The sequence below is a fragment of the Rosistilla oblonga genome (assembly GCF_007751715.1).
Taxonomy (GTDB): domain Bacteria; phylum Planctomycetota; class Planctomycetia; order Pirellulales; family Pirellulaceae; genus Rosistilla; species Rosistilla oblonga.
In genome coordinates this window covers 4,589,445-4,605,608 of sequence record NZ_CP036292.1, presented here as the reverse complement: position 1 = coordinate 4,605,608, position 16,164 = coordinate 4,589,445, and the positions used below count along the sequence as shown (strand labels likewise).

9 protein-coding genes are annotated in these 16,164 nt (G+C 58.7%); 7 read left to right on the top strand and 2 right to left on the bottom strand.

The genetic code is table 11. The features are described 5' to 3' along the window. Nucleotides 1–253 precede the first annotated feature (253 nt). Nucleotides 254–1,708 (bottom strand): DUF1501 domain-containing protein, encoded by a 1,455-nt coding sequence (locus tag CA51_RS16245; RefSeq protein WP_145122291.1) that lies wholly within the window; start codon nucleotides 1,706–1,708, stop codon nucleotides 254–256. Nucleotides 1,709–1,714: 6 nt separating this feature from the next. Continuing rightward, nucleotides 1,715–4,357, bottom strand: coding sequence for a PSD1 and planctomycete cytochrome C domain-containing protein (locus CA51_RS16240; protein ID WP_145122290.1), 2,643 nt, complete (start codon nucleotides 4,355–4,357; stop codon nucleotides 1,715–1,717). A 232-nt stretch (nucleotides 4,358–4,589) separates the two neighbouring features. On the opposite strand from CA51_RS16240, the gene CA51_RS16235 reads away from it, so the two are divergent. The 7 genes from CA51_RS16235 (at nucleotide 4,590) to CA51_RS16205 (ending at nucleotide 16,117) form a co-directional block, all read left to right on the top strand. After that, nucleotides 4,590–5,642, top strand: coding sequence for a threonine aldolase family protein (locus tag CA51_RS16235; protein ID WP_145122289.1), 1,053 nt, complete (start codon nucleotides 4,590–4,592; stop codon nucleotides 5,640–5,642). Between the two features lie 117 nt (nucleotides 5,643–5,759). Continuing rightward, complete coding sequence (locus CA51_RS16230; protein ID WP_231745735.1) at nucleotides 5,760–6,761, top strand: glycosyltransferase family 2 protein; 1,002 nt, start codon at nucleotides 5,760–5,762, stop codon at nucleotides 6,759–6,761. Further along, the gene (locus CA51_RS16225) at nucleotides 6,754–8,352 is read left to right on the top strand and encodes a hypothetical protein (protein WP_145122288.1); all 1,599 of its coding nucleotides are present in this window, start codon (nucleotides 6,754–6,756) and stop codon (nucleotides 8,350–8,352) included. Before CA51_RS16230 ends, CA51_RS16225 begins: the two co-directional genes overlap by 8 nt. A gap of 21 nt (nucleotides 8,353–8,373) precedes the next feature. Next, nucleotides 8,374–9,666: a glycosyltransferase family 39 protein gene (locus CA51_RS16220; RefSeq protein WP_145122287.1), complete on the top strand. Its 1,293-nt coding sequence runs from the start codon at nucleotides 8,374–8,376 to the stop codon at nucleotides 9,664–9,666. A 92-nt stretch (nucleotides 9,667–9,758) separates the two neighbouring features. Further along, entirely contained in the window at nucleotides 9,759–12,944 is a 3,186-nt protein-coding gene (locus tag CA51_RS16215; RefSeq protein ID WP_197451230.1) for an AsmA-like C-terminal region-containing protein, read from the top strand. Nucleotides 12,945–12,970: 26 nt separating this feature from the next. Beyond that, nucleotides 12,971–13,282, top strand: a complete 312-nt coding sequence (locus CA51_RS16210) for a hypothetical protein (protein ID WP_145122285.1) — start codon at nucleotides 12,971–12,973, stop codon at nucleotides 13,280–13,282. Between the two features lie 90 nt (nucleotides 13,283–13,372). Next, nucleotides 13,373–16,117, top strand: a complete 2,745-nt coding sequence (locus CA51_RS16205) for a PSD1 and planctomycete cytochrome C domain-containing protein (RefSeq protein WP_145122284.1) — start codon at nucleotides 13,373–13,375, stop codon at nucleotides 16,115–16,117. The last annotated feature ends 47 nt before the right edge of the window (nucleotides 16,118–16,164 follow it).

Below are 16,164 nucleotides of genomic sequence, written 5' to 3'. Positions count from 1 at the left end.
GCGCGCGGTCGGCTGAAGCCTTCACTCCAGCGGAAACTGGGGGACAGGCAGTTTTGTCATTGTTGTCGAATGAAGCACAATGCAAAACAAGAAGCCAAAGCACGGGGAATGTCGAGACTACGTGCCAGTTGAATGCCTTGGAGCCGGTGGCTTTACAGCAAGCGGTTTCACTGCGTGGACATCGCCACGCCTTTTGGAAGGACGCGCGGCGGGGTACGCTCGCGCTGCAACGAGAAAATATGATACGACGTGCTTAAGCCAACAGTCCTGGGATCACTTGGCCCGGTTGGCCATCGGTGAGCGTTTGGTCGCGGTTGGCGCGATGGAACGTCAACTTCTCGTGATCCAGGCCAAACAAATGCAATAGCGTGGCGTGGTAGTCGAAGTGGTTGACGACATCTTCGATCGCTTTGTGACCCCACTCATCGGTCTTGCCATGCACGTGGCCGGCTTTAAAGCCGCCGCCGGCGACCCACATGCTGAATCCGTGGGTGTTGTGATCGCGACCGTATTTAGCGCGTCCGGCATCGTTTTGCACGACAGGTAATCGCCCCATCTCACCGCCCCAGTGGACGACGGTCGAATCGAGCAGGCCGCGCTGTTTTAGATCCCGCACCAACGCGGCGCTCGGTCGGTCGACCTTGCGACACGCGGCCGGAAGGCCCTTGATGATGCCGCCGTGGCTGTCCCACAATTGGTTCGCGGTGTAGACCTGCACAAAACGGACGCCCCGTTCGATCAATCGTCGAGCGATCAGGCAACGGCTGCCGTAATCGGCGGTCTCCTTTTCGTGCATCCCATACATTTCCTGAGTCGCCCGGCTCTCTTGGCTCAGGTCCATCGCATCGGTCGCGGCAACTTGCATCTTCGCCGCCAATTGGTAACTGGCGATCCGAGCTTGCAGATCGTGTTGCCCCGGTCGCTGGGCGCGATGCTGTTCGTTCAATTGCTCCAGAAATTCGAGCGCTCGCGCTTGGGCTTTTCCCTTCAAGTGAGCTGGCGGAGTTAGGTCGAGGATTCGCGGTTCGGTCGGCCGGATCACTGTTCCTTGATAGACCGATGGTAGCCAGCCGTTGGACCAGTTTTCCACTCCCATCACCGGCAGCTGGCCCGGATCGATCAGCGCCAGAAACGCCGGAAGGTTATCCGCTTCGCTGCCGAGACCGTAGTTAAGCCAGCTGCCCAGCGAGGGGCGGCCGGCGGTGATTCGGCCGGTCTGCAGCGCGCGGATCGATTGGCCGTGGTTGTTGACGCCGGTTTTGGTCGACCGGATCAGGCAGATTTCGTCGGCGATCGACCCGGTGTGCGGGATCAGTTCCGACAATTCCATCCCACACTCGCCCTGCGGCGAGAATTTCCATGGCGATGCAAAGATCTTGGAACTTGCGTTAGCCGCGTCGTCATATTTGATCTCGTCGGGAAAATCTTCGCCGTCATGTTTGACCATCTCCGGCTTCGGATCGAACATGTCGTGGTGGCTGGGCCCGCCCTGCATCCACAACGAAATCATCGCCTTGGCTTTGGGCGGATGGTGCGGTTGCTTGGGGAGCGTGTCGAAAGAGAGCGGTTCCAGGTTCGGCTGCTGCGGATTCGCCTTGGCTTCCTGTTGGTTCATCCATGCCATCGCCAGCGATCCAACGCTCATCGCGCTCGAGGCCATGAAGTGTCGGCGTGCCGAAACGCTATCGATATTTGGGAGCTTAGTCATTGCGTCTTAATCCACGTACAAGAATTCGTTAGAGCTGAACAACATCTGGCACAATGTCGCCAGCGCTTCCTGGTCCGGAGTTCGTTGAGGCTTCTTCTTTGCATCGGCCTTGTAAGCTGGCTGTGTCGCAAAAATGGCTGCCTGTTCGGCGACCAAATCTTTTGCGGCAGCCCGTTCGTCGTCGCTGCAATCGCGAGCGAAGATCAGTCGCCAAGCGAGCTGGATTTGCGTGTCGAGATCATCTGCGGCATCGCGTTGCAATCGCTCGGCAAGCAACCGTGAGTACTCGAGCACTTGATCGCTGTTGAGCATCATCAGCGACTGCGTTGAACTGGTCGAAGGCCGTCGCAGGTCGCAATTCGGAGTCATGATCGGTTGATCAAACGCTTCCAACACGCTCAACGGTTGGCTTCGTCGGACCTGGACATAGACGCTGCGTCGCAGATCTTCACCCTTCATGTCGATCACCGCACCGGGGCGGCCAGCGCTGCTGTTTTCGATTCCGATGACGAAGCGTCCGACGGGATCGGGCATCACTGGAATGGCCGGTCCAAACGGCTTGGAATTGATTTGGTCGGCGATCGCCAACATGCTGTCCCGAATCGCTTCGGCATCGAGACGCAACAGACGCGCTCCGCCGTAGAGTTCGTTGTCCGGATCGGCTGCGATCTGGTCGGGGGCGACGCGCAATTGTTGTTGCCATGCTGTCGAAGAGAGGATCAATCGATGGATGTGCTTCAGGCTCCAACCGCTGTCGATAAACTCTGACGCCAACCAATCGAGCAATTCCGGATGCGACGGCGGTTGCCCGAGGACGCCAAAATCGTTGGGGGATGTGACCAAGCCGCGGCCGAAGTGATGCATCCAGATTCGGTTGACCAAGGCCCGCGCCGTCAACGGATGTTTGGGATCGGTCAACCGCCTGGCGAATGCCAGCCGTCGCCCTGTGGTTGGCAACGCGGTGTCGTTGGCGGGGACCTCGGGAAGGTCGACGTTCATCGAAACGACGGTCAGCCCTCCCGGCTGCAGTTCCTGCTTGGGTTGTTCGTGATCGCCGCGATAGAACAATTGAGTCACCGGCACGCGTCCGGGAACTTCGGTCAACGCGCGGACAAACTCTTGTTTCGGCTTCGTGTCCCGAACCTTCTTCGCCTCTGCCGCCATCGCCTTCAATTCGTCCGAGGCCTTGCGATCGTAAAGGTACAGCGAACTGGCCGTCACGTTCAGCTTGGGGTACTTTTTGATCAGAGCTTTCTGTTCATCGGTTCGCTTTTTTGCTGGCGTCTTGTGAGTCTCGCGAGCCAGTTCGTGCGTCTCTTCGGGCAGCTTCTCCAGTTGTTTTTCGAACGTAGCGTTGATGAATTCGGTCTGTTTGGCGATTCGCTTGGCGTCGAGCTTTTTAGCTTCGGCTTCCACCTTCGCCGCCTCGGCTCGCATCGCATCGGTGTACAGCGAAACCAAACGCTTCGGCGGGCTACGCCATTTCTGCCAATCGAATCCCGGCTCGAAGATCGCTCGGAAACGGAAGTAGTCTTCGTGCGAGATCGGATCGTAGCGATGGTCGTGACATTGCGCGCAACCGACAGTCATCGCCAGCAACGAAGATGAAACGATCGTGACGGTGTCGGCGATCGTTGCGTTGCGAGCCACGTTGACGTCGTCGACAGCGCCGCCAGTCCCATCGGGAGCCATCCGCAAGAATCCGGTCGCGGTCAGCAATTCGGCGTCTTCGGCGCTTAAGTTGTTCAGCGGCGTGGAGATCATTTCGTCGCCAGCCAGTTGTTCGTGGATGAAACGATCGAACGGCTTGTCGTTATTAAAGGCGCGGATCACATAGTCGCGGTATCGCCACGCATGGGGCCGCGGCGCGTCGACATCGTTGTAGCCTTCGCTGTCGGCGTAACCGGCGACGTCCAGCCAGTGCCGGGCCCAGCGTTCGCCATACTCATGTTTGCTCAATAAGCGATCGATCCATTGCTGCCAGGCGACCTGATCGTTGTCGGCGGCAAACGCTTCGACATCTTGCGGCGTTGGCGGCACGCCGTGCAGATCGATGAACAGCCGGCGAATCAAGGCATTTGCAGGGGCGCGAGGACTGAATCCAAATCCTCTCGCTTCCAGCTTGGCCAACAAAAAGGCGTCGATTGGGTTGGCAACCGCCTCAGCGTCGGCAACTTGCGGAACGGAAGGCCGAACGATCGGCTGCAACGACCAATGCGATCGTTCCTCTTCGGTGATCAACATCGTGTCATCGATCGATTCGGGCTCGGGGCGAAGCGTTGTCGCTCCCGCCTCGATCCACTGTCGCACGATTTCAAGCTCCTCTTCGCTGCACAGCTTGCTCTCGTCCGGCGGCATCTCGCCATCGCGCATCCGTTGGAAAAGAACGCTTTCGTCGGCGGCACCGGGGATGATCGCGGGGCCCGAATCGCCGCCGGAGTGCATGAAGCGAACCAGCCGTAGATCCAACGATCCCTCGGGATGCTCCTCTTCGCCGTGGCAATGGAAGCAGTGCTTTTTAAAGATCGCGCGGACGTGCGTTTCGAACTGCGGTGAATCGGCTGGCTCGCTGCCAGCGACAACTTGGGGCAGCAGGAAACTGATCCCAGCGACAATCAAGCCTAGGGTGACGAAAGGTTTCTGATGCATCGCAAACCTGACGGGAAGGAGGGGCCCGATACGCAGACGCATCGTGCGAAGCGAAACTTCGCAGTCGCGAGGCAGCGGGAATAGGAAGGAGGATTGGAGGCGGGGGTGCTTTATTGTGACATGAATCGCAGCGAAATGAAAGACATCTACGCACTATCGCAATGATTCATTCTCGTTAAGCTAGGATCCGAACGTTTGCGAAGACTTTTCAACCTCGGGATCGACGAAGACGATGAACGCCATCGAACCTGGATTTCAGTTTGCCAGCGACAACACTTCGGGAGTCTGTCCCGAAGCGTGGAATGCGATGTTGGAAGCCAACAGCGGATACGCAGCCTCTTATGGGGACGACCCATGGACCAAACGGGCTCGTGATCTAGTCCGTGAGATCTTCGAATTCGATTGCCACGTCTATTTCATCTTCAACGGAACGGCCGCAAATTCGTTGGCGCTAGCGTCGATGTGCCAGTCGTATCACAGCGTGTTGGCTCATCAATTGGCACACGTGGAGACGGATGAATGTGGTGGCCCGGAGTTCTTTTCCAACGGCACGAAATTGTTGTTGGTCGAAGGCGAAGGAGGCCGCGTCGATCCGGCGGCTGTGGAAAAAGTGGTCCGCCGCCGATCGGACGTCCATTTCCCCAAACCCAAAGTGCTCAGCATCACTCAAGCGACGGAGATGGGGACCGTCTATCGCAGCGAGGATCTCGACCGGATCTACGAAACCGCGCGACGCTTGCACTTGAACCTGCACATGGATGGTTCGCGATTCGCCAACGCGCTGGCGACATTAAACGTCTCTCCGAAAGAGCTGACTTGGAAGGCCGGAGTCGATGTGCTGTGCCTGGGCGGAACCAAAAACGGGATGGCGGTCGGCGACTGTGTCGTCTTCTTCGATGACGATCTCGCCTATGAGTTCGAGTACCGCTGCAAGCAGGCCGGCCAATTGGCTTCGAAGATGCGATACCTGTCGGCGCCTTGGGTTGGTCTGTTGGAATCGGGAGTCTGGCTGAAAAACGCTCAGCATGCCAACGCGATGGCCCGCCTGTTTGCCGAGCGGTTGCAGGCGTTCCCGGGCGTCAGCGTTCGCAATAATGTCGAATCCAACGCGGTCTTCCTGCAGTTTCCACCGGCGGTCGCCGCGGCGCTGCGGTCCGCCGGTTGGCACTTCCACGACTTCATTGGCGTCGGTGAATCGCGGCTGATGTGTTCCTGGAACACGACCGAGCAGGAGATCGAAGCGTTTCTAAAATCGCTGGCCGACGCGATCGAACAAAACCCTTGAGATAGCGTTTTCCCAGGCCCTGGGCTATGATGTCGGGCTCGCCACCGCGATCCCCAGCTGGCAAGTTGGCCCGCTTGCCGACCCTTTATCCCCTCCAATTCGCAGCTTCATTTTACAGTGACTCAGCCCACCCCCCCCGCCGCTGCCGCTGAATCGATCAGCTTTGTGATCCCGGTCTGCAATGAAGAGGACAGCCTCGATGAATTGCATGCGGCGATCAGCGAAGTCGTTCAAGAAAACGGATACGACGCCGAGATGATTTTCATCGACGACGGATCGACCGACGCATCGTGGCAAAAAGTGCAGGGCTTGGCAGCTCGCGACCCCCGCGTGCAAGGGCTCCGCTTTCGCACCAACTTTGGAAAAGCTGCCGGCTTGGCGGCCGGGTTCGACGCCGCTCGCGGCACCTTCATCATCACGATGGATGGCGATCTGCAGGACGATCCGAAAGAGATCCCGCGTTTCCTGCAGCGGCTGCACGAAGGTTTTGATGTCGTCAGCGGATGGAAGCAGGTCCGGCACGATCCGTGGCACAAGGTCTTGCCCAGCCGCGTTTTTAATTGGATGGTCGGTGCGTTGACCGGCGTCCGCATCCACGATCACAACTGCGGTTTTAAGGCCTATCGCCGCGAGGTCTTCGACGAGGTGAAACTGTACGGCGAACTGCATCGCTTTGTCCCCGTCTTGGCCGCCGCCAAAGGATGGCGTGTCAGCGAGATCGCTGTCGAACACCACGCTAGGAAGTATGGACACTCGAAGTATGGTGTGCGGCGATTGGTGAAAGGGTTCTTGGATTTGGCGACCGTCTATTTTTTGACCGGGTACTCGCAGCGTCCGCTGCATCTGATGGGGACGACAGGGATTTTGAGCACTCTGTTGGGCCTGGCCGGATTGGTTTGGTTGTCGATCTCGTGGGTCTTCACCCGATTGAACGATCTGCCTGAAGACGACATGCATCTGCACACCCGAGCGATCTTCTACTTCTGCATCATGGCTTTTTTAGTTGGTACGCAGTTGATGATCGCTGGGTTGTTAGCCGAATTGCTGACGGCAACCTCGCGACGCGAGGTGCAACCGTATTCGATCGCCGAGCGAACCGAGGCGTCGACCGATGTCTGAGCTTGCCCAGTTGAAGGAACGCCAGCTGCGGCGGATGATCTATCTGCTGCTGACCGTGATCGCAACGACGATGATCTGCGGACGAATCGCGGTGGTTCGATCGAGCACCGGCGAAGTCCCATTTCTGAGTGCCAACGATCGCAGCCGATGGTGCACGATTTCGTCGCTGGTCGACGATGGAACCTATGCGATCGACCGACAGGTCGATTATCGCGAACCGGTGCGAAAACGCCGCGTTTGGTACACGATCGATATGGTCCGGCATCGCGGCGAGGACGGACAACAACACTACTACAGCAGCAAACCGCCGCTGTATCCGACGATGTTGGCGGGCGTCTATGCGGCGTTTAAAACCCTGACGGGAGCCAGTCTTTTTGGCGAACCGTTTATGGTTGGCCGTTGGTTGCTGGTGCTGACCAACGCCCTGCCGATGGTCGTTTATTTTGCCATCATGCTCGGGCTGATCGAACGTTATGGGAAAACCAACTTCGGCCGTTTGTTAGCCGCGAGTGTGGTCACATGTGGCACCTTGTTAGTACCCTTTGCGATCTCGTTGAGCAATCATCTGCCGGCCGCGATCAGTTCGGCGGTTGCGCTGGTCTGTGTGCTGGCGATCTGCGATCGACGAAGTTCTCCAGCCCTTGGTTTTGTGGCCGGTCTCGCCGGTGGATTTGCTGCGGCAAACGAACTCCCTGCGCTTTCGATGGCTTGTTTGTGGGGCGCTCTGCTGCTCTGGTCGTCTGGGTTGCGAGCGACTTCGATGTACGCGTTGGGCTTGATGGTTGTTGCTGTCGCATTCTTCGGGACGAATTATTACGCCCACGGCAGCCTGCGACCTCCCTACACGCATCGCGGCAGTGGGCCAGAGATCGCTCGCATCGAATCGGTTTCCGACGCTCCCGATGTCGCAACGATTCGCCCGCTGTTGATTCAAGGGGATCGCGGCGACGATCTGACAATCGACGAAGAAACAGCGATGGAGATCCGCGAGACGACCAAACCCGATCTGCTGGAAGTCTGGCTGCCCGATTCCCAGATGCGTTACGCGATCAACCGCGATGGCGCCGGCTGGATCCTCGCTCAATGGGATGACTGGTACGAATATCCGGGAACGTATTGGCAGCCGAAGTACCGGGCAGGTGTCGACAAAGGGGAGCGGTCGCGCGGGCTGTACGCCTTCCACGCGACGTTTGGGCATCACGGAATTTTTTCGCTGACGCCGATCTGGTTGCTGTCGATCGTCGGTTGTTTGTGCTGGCTTCGCAGCGAGACGGTTTGCTATCGCAACCTCGCCGCGGCGATTGCTATCGCCACACTCGTCTGCTTCGCGTTCTACATCGCTCGGCCATTGATCGACCGCAACTACGGTGGCGTCAGCTGTGCGTTTCGCTGGATGCTGTGGTTCATTCCGCTGTGGATCTGGCTGCTGCTGCCCGCCGCCGACTGGATATCAAACCACCCGGTGGGGAGGGTGCTCGGCTGTGGAATGCTAGCGGTGGGGCTGTTTTCGGTGGTCAGTTCCCTAGAAAATCCATGGCAACATCCCTGGATCTACCAATACTGGGACTATCTGGGCTGGCTTAGCTATTAATCGGTCCACTACTATTCGCGGATGTTTCCCATCCGATCGATTCACGTTTTTTCAGCGATCCTGCTTGTCGCGCTGGCGGCACGGTGTGGTGCTGCGTATTGGTGGCAGGAGCGGCTGGACCGGCAGGATCAGCATTTTGCCTTCGGTGATTCCGAAAGCTATTGGACCCTAGCGACGCAGATCGCCCGCGGGCTCCCCTACGAATACGGCGGTCCCGACGCGAAGATCTTCCGCGTGCCGATCTACCCGCTGATGATCGCCCCCTGGATCGACGTGGATGATCCCTATCGGAACATTCTCGCCGTCCGCTGGATGGGCTGTTTGTTGGGGACGTTGGCAGTCGCCGGAGTGATGTATTACGCGCACCTGTTGTTCGGTCGAACCGCTGCTGCGTGGGCCGGCATCTTGGCGGCGCTGCATCCGGGGGCGATCTCGATGAGCATCTTGGTTCTCAGCGAAGCCCCCTTTGTTCCGATGATGGTTGCCAACCTGTTGCTGTGGCGATTGGCATTTAACGCGACGCGGCTGCGGTCGGTTGGCGGGTGGGCCTCGGGGGCGGGTGCGATCGCGGCTGTTGCAGTTCTAGCTCGCCCGAGCTGGCTGTTGTTCGCTCCCTTCACGTGTCTGCTGCAGTTCTTGTTTGTGCCGTCGCAGTACCGCAAGACCGCAAGTATGGCATTGGCGATGTTGATCGGGTTTGTCGTTGTGATGTCACCTTGGTGGGCTCGCAGCTATCAGATCACCGGTCATTTTGTGCTGACGACGCTGCAGGTCGGCCCCAGCATGTACGACGGATTACATCCTGGTGCGACGGGAGCCAGCGACACGGGGATGAGCTTCAATTCCGATTTCGCCAAACAGCAACGACTGCACGATGCGCAAACGGCAGATCCCGACAGCACCTTCGAATACCGCTTGAACCAGCGGATGTCGCAAGCTGCAAAAACGTGGGCATTGGAGAATCCGGCCGAGGTGCTGCGGTTGGCAGTGGTCAAAGTCGGCCGGACGTGGCGACCATGGCCCAGTGCCGACGAGATCCCTGGATTTGCGATCCGCTTCGCTTCGGCAGCGGGGATGATGATCGTTGTCGTTCCCGCGTTGATCGGGCTGTGGCAACATCGCCGCCGCGGTTGGGAGGTCTGGATGTTGTGGGCTCCCGCGATCTATTTCACCTGCCTACACGCGGTCTTTATTGGATCGATGCGGTATCGCTTGCCCGCGGTTTTGATTCTGACGATCCTCGCCGCGCCGGTCTGGGCGGATTGGATGAACCGCATCATCGGTCGCCGCTCTGGGAACGCGGCAGCAACTTAATACAAAACGACGACTTACAAACGTAACGACAATCAAAAAGAATGTTGACGGCAACAATAATTCGACATCGCGCCAACACAGGGAAGGTCTCTGTGTGGGTGCTCGTGTTGTTGTTATTGGTCGCGGTCGCCGCAGCATGTTGGGCTGCGCTGCCGATGACCGCCGGGGAACAGGTTCGCCGGCATCTGTTGGCCAAGTTGCGGGCGCATTACCGCGACGCCTACGTCGATATCCGTGCGGCCCGGTACGAACCGGGGCGTGGGATCATCATCGAGCAACTTGTCTTGGGAGATGCTCGCCGCCAGTCCGAGTGCCAAGCGTTTGTTCAGGTCGAACAGATCTTGGTCGACACCGATCTCAATCTCCAACGGCTTGCCGATTTCGATTTCACTCCGAAGAAGGTGACCCTTCGCGGAATCGAACTGAAGTCGCATGTTACTCCCGACGGCAAGCTGGCGCTCGAAAAGTTGCTGCCGTTGCCAAACTTTGGTCCCGGTGCCGAAACGATCGAACTGGAGCGGGGATCGCTTGCGATCATCGACTCGGTCAATCCCGATGCTCGGCCGCTGGTGATCCGCGATATTCGCGGCCGAATCCTCAATCGGCCGCAGGATCCCACCGCTCCCAAAAAGTATCTACTGACCGCCGAATCCGACTTCTTCGAATCGCTCGAGGTAGTTGCGGAGGTCGATCCGCAGCGATGGAACGTCCGCTCGCGGCTGCGTCGCGGTTCCTTCGATCGCGGCTTGGCCGCCCAATTGCCGTTCTGTATTCGCCAACGGATCAGCAAGTTGACGGGGCTGTCGACAGTTTTCGACGGCGTCTTTTCGGTGGAGGGTGGTGCCCAACAGGATTCGCTCAATTGGGTCGGCAAGATCGACCTGATCGATGGCCGTTACGAATCGCAGTTCATTCCCTACCAGCTGGAACGGCTGCAGGGCGAGTTTTTCCTGCGTCCCAGCGGACTTGAGGTCGCGTCGCTTTCGGCGCGGATCGGCGATGCACTCTGCCAAGCCAAGGGGACGACTCAGGGCTGGAAGTGGCCGATGCCTCTCTCCTTCTCGTTGGACACCGAAGAGCTGCTGCTGCACGAGGAACTGGCATCGTGCACACCGCAGAAGTGCCAAGAGATCTTTCAGCGTTTGCTGCCGCGAGGCCGAATCGCTGCCAACGCGAACTTCCGATTCGACGGCCAGAAATGGAGCTGGCAGTCGGCGATTCAGTGCTTGGGAGTCGACGTGCAGTTCGACCGCTTTCCCTATCCGGTCAAAGACATCCGCGGAACGATTCTTTCCAGCGACCGCGAAACCGTCGGTCAGGGACTTGTCGGTCGCTTAGAAGGGCAACCGCTGCGTTGCAACGTGCGACTGGAAAAGCCCGATCCGGCGCGGAACAATCGAACGACCTTGGTTGAACTTTCGACCGAGGGCCCGCTGACGATCGACGAGACGTTGCTGACCGCGTTAACGCCGCGGGGCGAATCGACGTCCAAGCTAGAAACCTTGGTCCGGTCTTTGAACGTATCGGGGAAGGTGGGGTTGGCGAGCAGCCGTTTCGAGAGCTGGGCCGATGGCAAGCGGACCAAGATGATGGATCTGCGTTTTGAGCAGAGTAACCTTCGCTATGATCGCTTCGCCTATCCGATCCACGATATTCAAGGGCAGGTACTTGTCGAAAACGACACCGTTCACATCTCGAATATGCGCGGTCAAAGTATCGATTCGGCGTCGATTGCGGCGCGTGGAATCTGCCGCACCGAACCCGAAGGAACGCGGTTCCAGCTGGAAATCGACGGCTTTGGCATCTCGATGGACCAGACGCTGCGTCGGGTGCTGGCGGCGGAACACCAATCGATCTGGGACACCTTGGGACCGTCGGGCGTCCTGGAGCATCTGAATGTATTGGTCGACCTTCCGGCGGGGCAGACCGTTCCGAAGCTGAAGATCATGGCGGATCAGTCTCCCCGCGGCGACAACCCGTCACGCGCGGTTAGCATCACGCCCGAACACCTTCCCTACCGCTTGAACATCACCGGCGGGCGAGCCGAATATGTCGACGATCGCGTCGTTATCTCCGACCTCCAGGGATGGCACGGTCAATCGCGGCTGAACGCTCAAGGCAGCTGCGTTCGCCACGACGATGGTCGTTGGGTATTGAGCGTCGATGCGCAACCGCCGACACGCGTGTTGGTCGACAACGATCTGTTGACGGCTTTGCCGCAGGAGGTTCAAGGGACGTTCCGATCTTTGCAACTGTATGGTCCGCCGGTCAGCATCCGCGGGACCGCCAACTTCGCCTTTCCCGACTTTCAGCATCCCGATCTCGATTTCGACTGGGATCTGCGTTTGCAATTGGAAGGGAATCGGATCGGCGATGCGGGGCCGGTGCACGACATCCGCGGCGAGATCCAGATTGCGGGAATGCGAGTCGATCAAAAGACAAACGCGACCGGCAGTATTCGCTGCGATTCGTTGCATGTCGACAATATCCAAGTCACCAACGTGACAGGACCGATCTTGATCCGCGATGATCAACTGTTCATCGGCCAAGCTGTCCACGACGGTCGCTCCGAAGCGATCGCCAAGGCGACACAGTCGATGCGCGGCGGGCTGTTTGGCGGGATCGCGGAATTGGATGGTCAGATGGATCTGACAAGTGGGCGGTTTGACGTCAACGGCCGCTTCGATGGAATCGACTTTGCGACGCTGTTGCGCGATCTCGATCAAGCCGCTCAGCACACGCAGGGGACCGGCCGCGCGGTGATGCGTCTAAAGGGGCTGTTGGGCGATTACCAGACGCTCTCTGGACAGGGGAGTGCTAGTTTGAGCGACGCCAGTCTGTATGAGCTGCCAGCTGTCGTGCGGTTGTTAAATATTCTTAGCGTGAAACCGAATCACGACGGCGATCTTTCAAACTGTGAACTAAAGTTTCGTTTGGACGGCGAACAACTCAGTTTCGATGACATCCGCATCTGGGGCGACATCCTGGTGCTGCGAGGTTCGGGGACCGCAAACCTGCGGCAAGAACTCGATCTGCGATTTGAAACCGGTGTCAGTCCAAACAACCTGTGGAGCCGATTGCTGAACCCGTTGAAGGATCAGCAGTATACTTTGTGGACGATCGATGTGACCGGAACGTTGGCCAACCCGGTGTTCGATAAACGGACTTTGAAGCAGATCGAACAGGCGCTCGAGCGGCTGTTCCCGGAACTCGATGGAGACGGTTCCAACCGTCGTACGGCGGCACGCAGTTCGCGACAGGAACTACTAACTCGTTAGCTCAACCCGATCTGGAGATGTTTGCGATGACCATTCAACCCAGTGCAGCGGTGACCGGTTTGGCCGGAACCGCCAGAGCGCAACAGCGCGGTAGCGACACCGAGACCGTCAAGAATCAACAGGCTGCTCTCAATCAGAGCCAGTCGCCAGGGCAGGCTGAAGGGGCTGATCAATTGACCCTCGAAGCGAGCGGCAAAGCGGGGGACCGCGACGGCGATGGGCGTCGCCCCTTCGAACTGCAGGAACGCGAGCACACCGAGGATGATGAAGCCGATGTCGAATCGGTCGGGAAAGCTGTCGACGACGATCAGGGCGAACATCTCGATCTCGAAGTCTAGATCGGCGGTAGATTAAGTTGGACCTCGGCGCGGTAGCTGGGCTATAATGGCGGCCCCTCAATCCATCCCGCCCATCGGACCTTGGTGATCATGAATCGTCCGCTTGCCCTTTTGCTGCTCGCGCTGTTGACCAAGCCGCTGACCGCTGAAGAGCCTATCGATTTTGTGCGGCACGTGCGGCCGATCTTTCAACAGCATTGCTACGGTTGCCACGCCGATCAGAAGCAGAAGAGCGGCTTTCGCTTGGATGTGAAGTCGGCTGCGTTTAAAGGGGGCGACGGCTATGGCGAGGCGATCGTTGCAGGCGATGTCGACGACAGCCCCTTGATCGAACTGATCGCCAGCGACGATGACGATATGCGAATGCCGCCCGATGGTCCGGGATTGTCGCCGGCGGAGATCGCGCTGCTGACCCGCTGGGTTCAAGAGGGAGCGAATTGGCCCGACGGCGTCGACCTGGTGGAATTGGAAGACCGTACGGATCATTGGTCTTTTAAACCGCTGGCCTTTCCGGCAACCGCGCCGCAATCGGAGAAGCAATCGGAGTCTTCCGAAGCGGTGCGTGCGAAAGCCGATCGGATCGATGACTTTATCCGCGAGCAACTGGAACCGGCCCAGTTGACGCTCTCACCGCCAGCGTCGCGTCGCGATTGGATCCGCCGCGTCTATTTCGATCTGATCGGATTGCCACCCAATCCCGATCAGGTCGCTGCGTTTCTGAACGATGAAACGCCTGGTGCAAAACGCCGCGTGATCGACCAATTGCTCGCGTCGCCTCGCTATGGAGAACGCTGGGGCCAGCATTGGTTGGACGTCGTTCGTTACGCCGACACACATGGCTTCGAAGTCAACACGCCGCGTCCCAACGCCTGGCCCTACCGCGACTATGTGATCGCCGCGTTCAACAACGACACGCCTTACGATCGCTTCATCCACGAACAGTTGCACGGCGACACGCTTCAGCAAGATGCGGCGACGGGATTCCTTGTTACCGCGGCGGCCTTGTTGCCTGGCCAGATCGGGAAGGATGATGCGTCGAAACGTTTGGCTCGGCAGGATGAACTAGCCGAGATCGTGATCAATACCGGTGAGGCGTTTTTGGGGCTGAGCATCGGTTGCGCTCGCTGCCATGACCACAAGTTCGATGCGATATCTCACCGCGATTATTTTTCGATGCAAGCGTTTTTCAGCGGCGTCAAATATGGCGAGCGTGAAATTGAGACGGAGGATTCACAGCGGCGGCGTCGACAGGCTGAATCGCTTTTGGCTCGCGTTGGCGAGATCGACAACGAACTGCAGCAGCAATCCGATCTCGCGATGCCGGTCGCTACCAATGCACACCTAAATCCCTTGCCGTTTGATCCGATCGAAGCGAAGTATGTTCGTTTCACGATCCACGATTGCAATCGTCATCCTTCGTTGGGGCTGATCGAACCGTGTTTGGACGAGTTCGAGATTATCGCCGCCGACCCGGTGGAGACCAACGTGGCGCTGGCGTCGCGGGGCGCGAGGGTGACCGCTTCGGGAAGCCGAACGTCGGCCCGACACCGATTGGAACACATCAACGACGGAGAATATGGGAACAGCCGCAGTTGGATGTCCGACACCAAAGGCCGCGGTTGGGTGCTGTTTGAACTGGCCGAACCGACAACGATTGCGAAGGTGGTTTGGAGTCGCGATCGGATGCAGAAGTTGGGCGACCGCTTGCCGACATCGTATACGCTCGAAGCAGGTCCCTCGTTGGAGGCGATGCAGCATCTGGCTGGGCTCACGGCCGCGCAGGTCGAAAGCTCGCAACGACTACGCGACGAAAAGCAGGCTTTGGAAAAACAGATCGAGGAGCTCAACAAGACGCCCAAGGTTTTTGCCGGTGCGTTTTCCAAGCCCGAACCGACCCATCTGCTGTTGCGCGGCGATCCCGAACAGCCGCGTGAAGAGGTGCCGCCGGCGGTCCTGACCGCGTTGGGTGATATCAGCCTGCAGAGCGACTCGCCCGATCGCGAGCGTCGCATGGCGTTGGCCGATTGGATCGCCAGCCCCGACAATCCGCTGACAGCTCGCGTGATGGTCAACCGCGTTTGGCAATGGCACTTTGGCACCGGCTTGGTCGCCACGCCCAGCGACTTTGGCCGCAGCGGCGAGCGACCGTCTCACCCCAAACTCTTGGATTGGTTGGCCGCGGAGTTCATCCGCAGCGGTTGGTCAGTTAAACATCTGCACCGCATGATCATCCTCACGGCAACTTATGGGCAATCGAATCAGATCGATCCGCAGCGTCAGGCGATCGACGCCGACGTGCGACTGTTATGGCGATTCCCGTCGCGGCGATTGGAAGCCGAAGCGATTCGCGATTCGATGCTGGCGGTCAACGGTCGACTGGACCTGCAGACCGGCGGCCGCGGGTTTGATCTGTTTAAATCGCAAGGCGGGTTGAGTGGCTTTCCGCCGATCGAGTCGTTTACCGGCGAAGGGTTGCGACGGATGATCTACGCTCACAAGATTCGCATGGAACCCGAAGCTGTCTTTGGCGCATTCGATTGTCCCGACGCGGGGCAGAGTGCGGCGCGACGTCGGCAATCGACGACTCCGATCCAGGCGCTGAATCTATTCAACAGCCAGTTTACGATCGATCAGTCCGATGCGTTGGCGGCTCGCGCGGTTGCAGAGGCAGGGGACGACGTGCGGCAACAGATTCAGGAAGTCTATCGTTTGACGCTGGCGCGGTCGCCGGAGCCGGTCGAACTGGATTCCGCAGCGACGCTTGTCGAGCAACATGGACTGCCGACGCTCTGCCGCGCGATCTACAACAGCAACGAATTTCTGTTTATGCCGTGATCGCTCACGCGACGCGATTACCTCTCACGCAAGTTGAAAAGAAGCAG

What these genes read in the sequence shown, in the direction of transcription:
- CA51_RS16245 (WP_145122291.1), bottom strand. Translation starts at nt 1,708, where the DNA reads ATGACTAAGCTCCCAAATATCGATAGCGTTTCGGCACGCCGACACTTC.
- CA51_RS16240 (WP_145122290.1), bottom strand. Translation starts at nt 4,357, where the DNA reads ATGCATCAGAAACCTTTCGTCACCCTAGGCTTGATTGTCGCTGGGATC.
- CA51_RS16235 (WP_145122289.1), top strand. Translation starts at nt 4,590, where the DNA reads ATGAACGCCATCGAACCTGGATTTCAGTTTGCCAGCGACAACACTTCG.
- CA51_RS16225 (WP_145122288.1), top strand. Translation starts at nt 6,754, where the DNA reads ATGTCTGAGCTTGCCCAGTTGAAGGAACGCCAGCTGCGGCGGATGATC.
- CA51_RS16220 (WP_145122287.1), top strand. Translation starts at nt 8,374, where the DNA reads ATGTTTCCCATCCGATCGATTCACGTTTTTTCAGCGATCCTGCTTGTC.
- CA51_RS16210 (WP_145122285.1), top strand. Translation starts at nt 12,971, where the DNA reads ATGACCATTCAACCCAGTGCAGCGGTGACCGGTTTGGCCGGAACCGCC.
- CA51_RS16205 (WP_145122284.1), top strand. Translation starts at nt 13,373, where the DNA reads ATGAATCGTCCGCTTGCCCTTTTGCTGCTCGCGCTGTTGACCAAGCCG.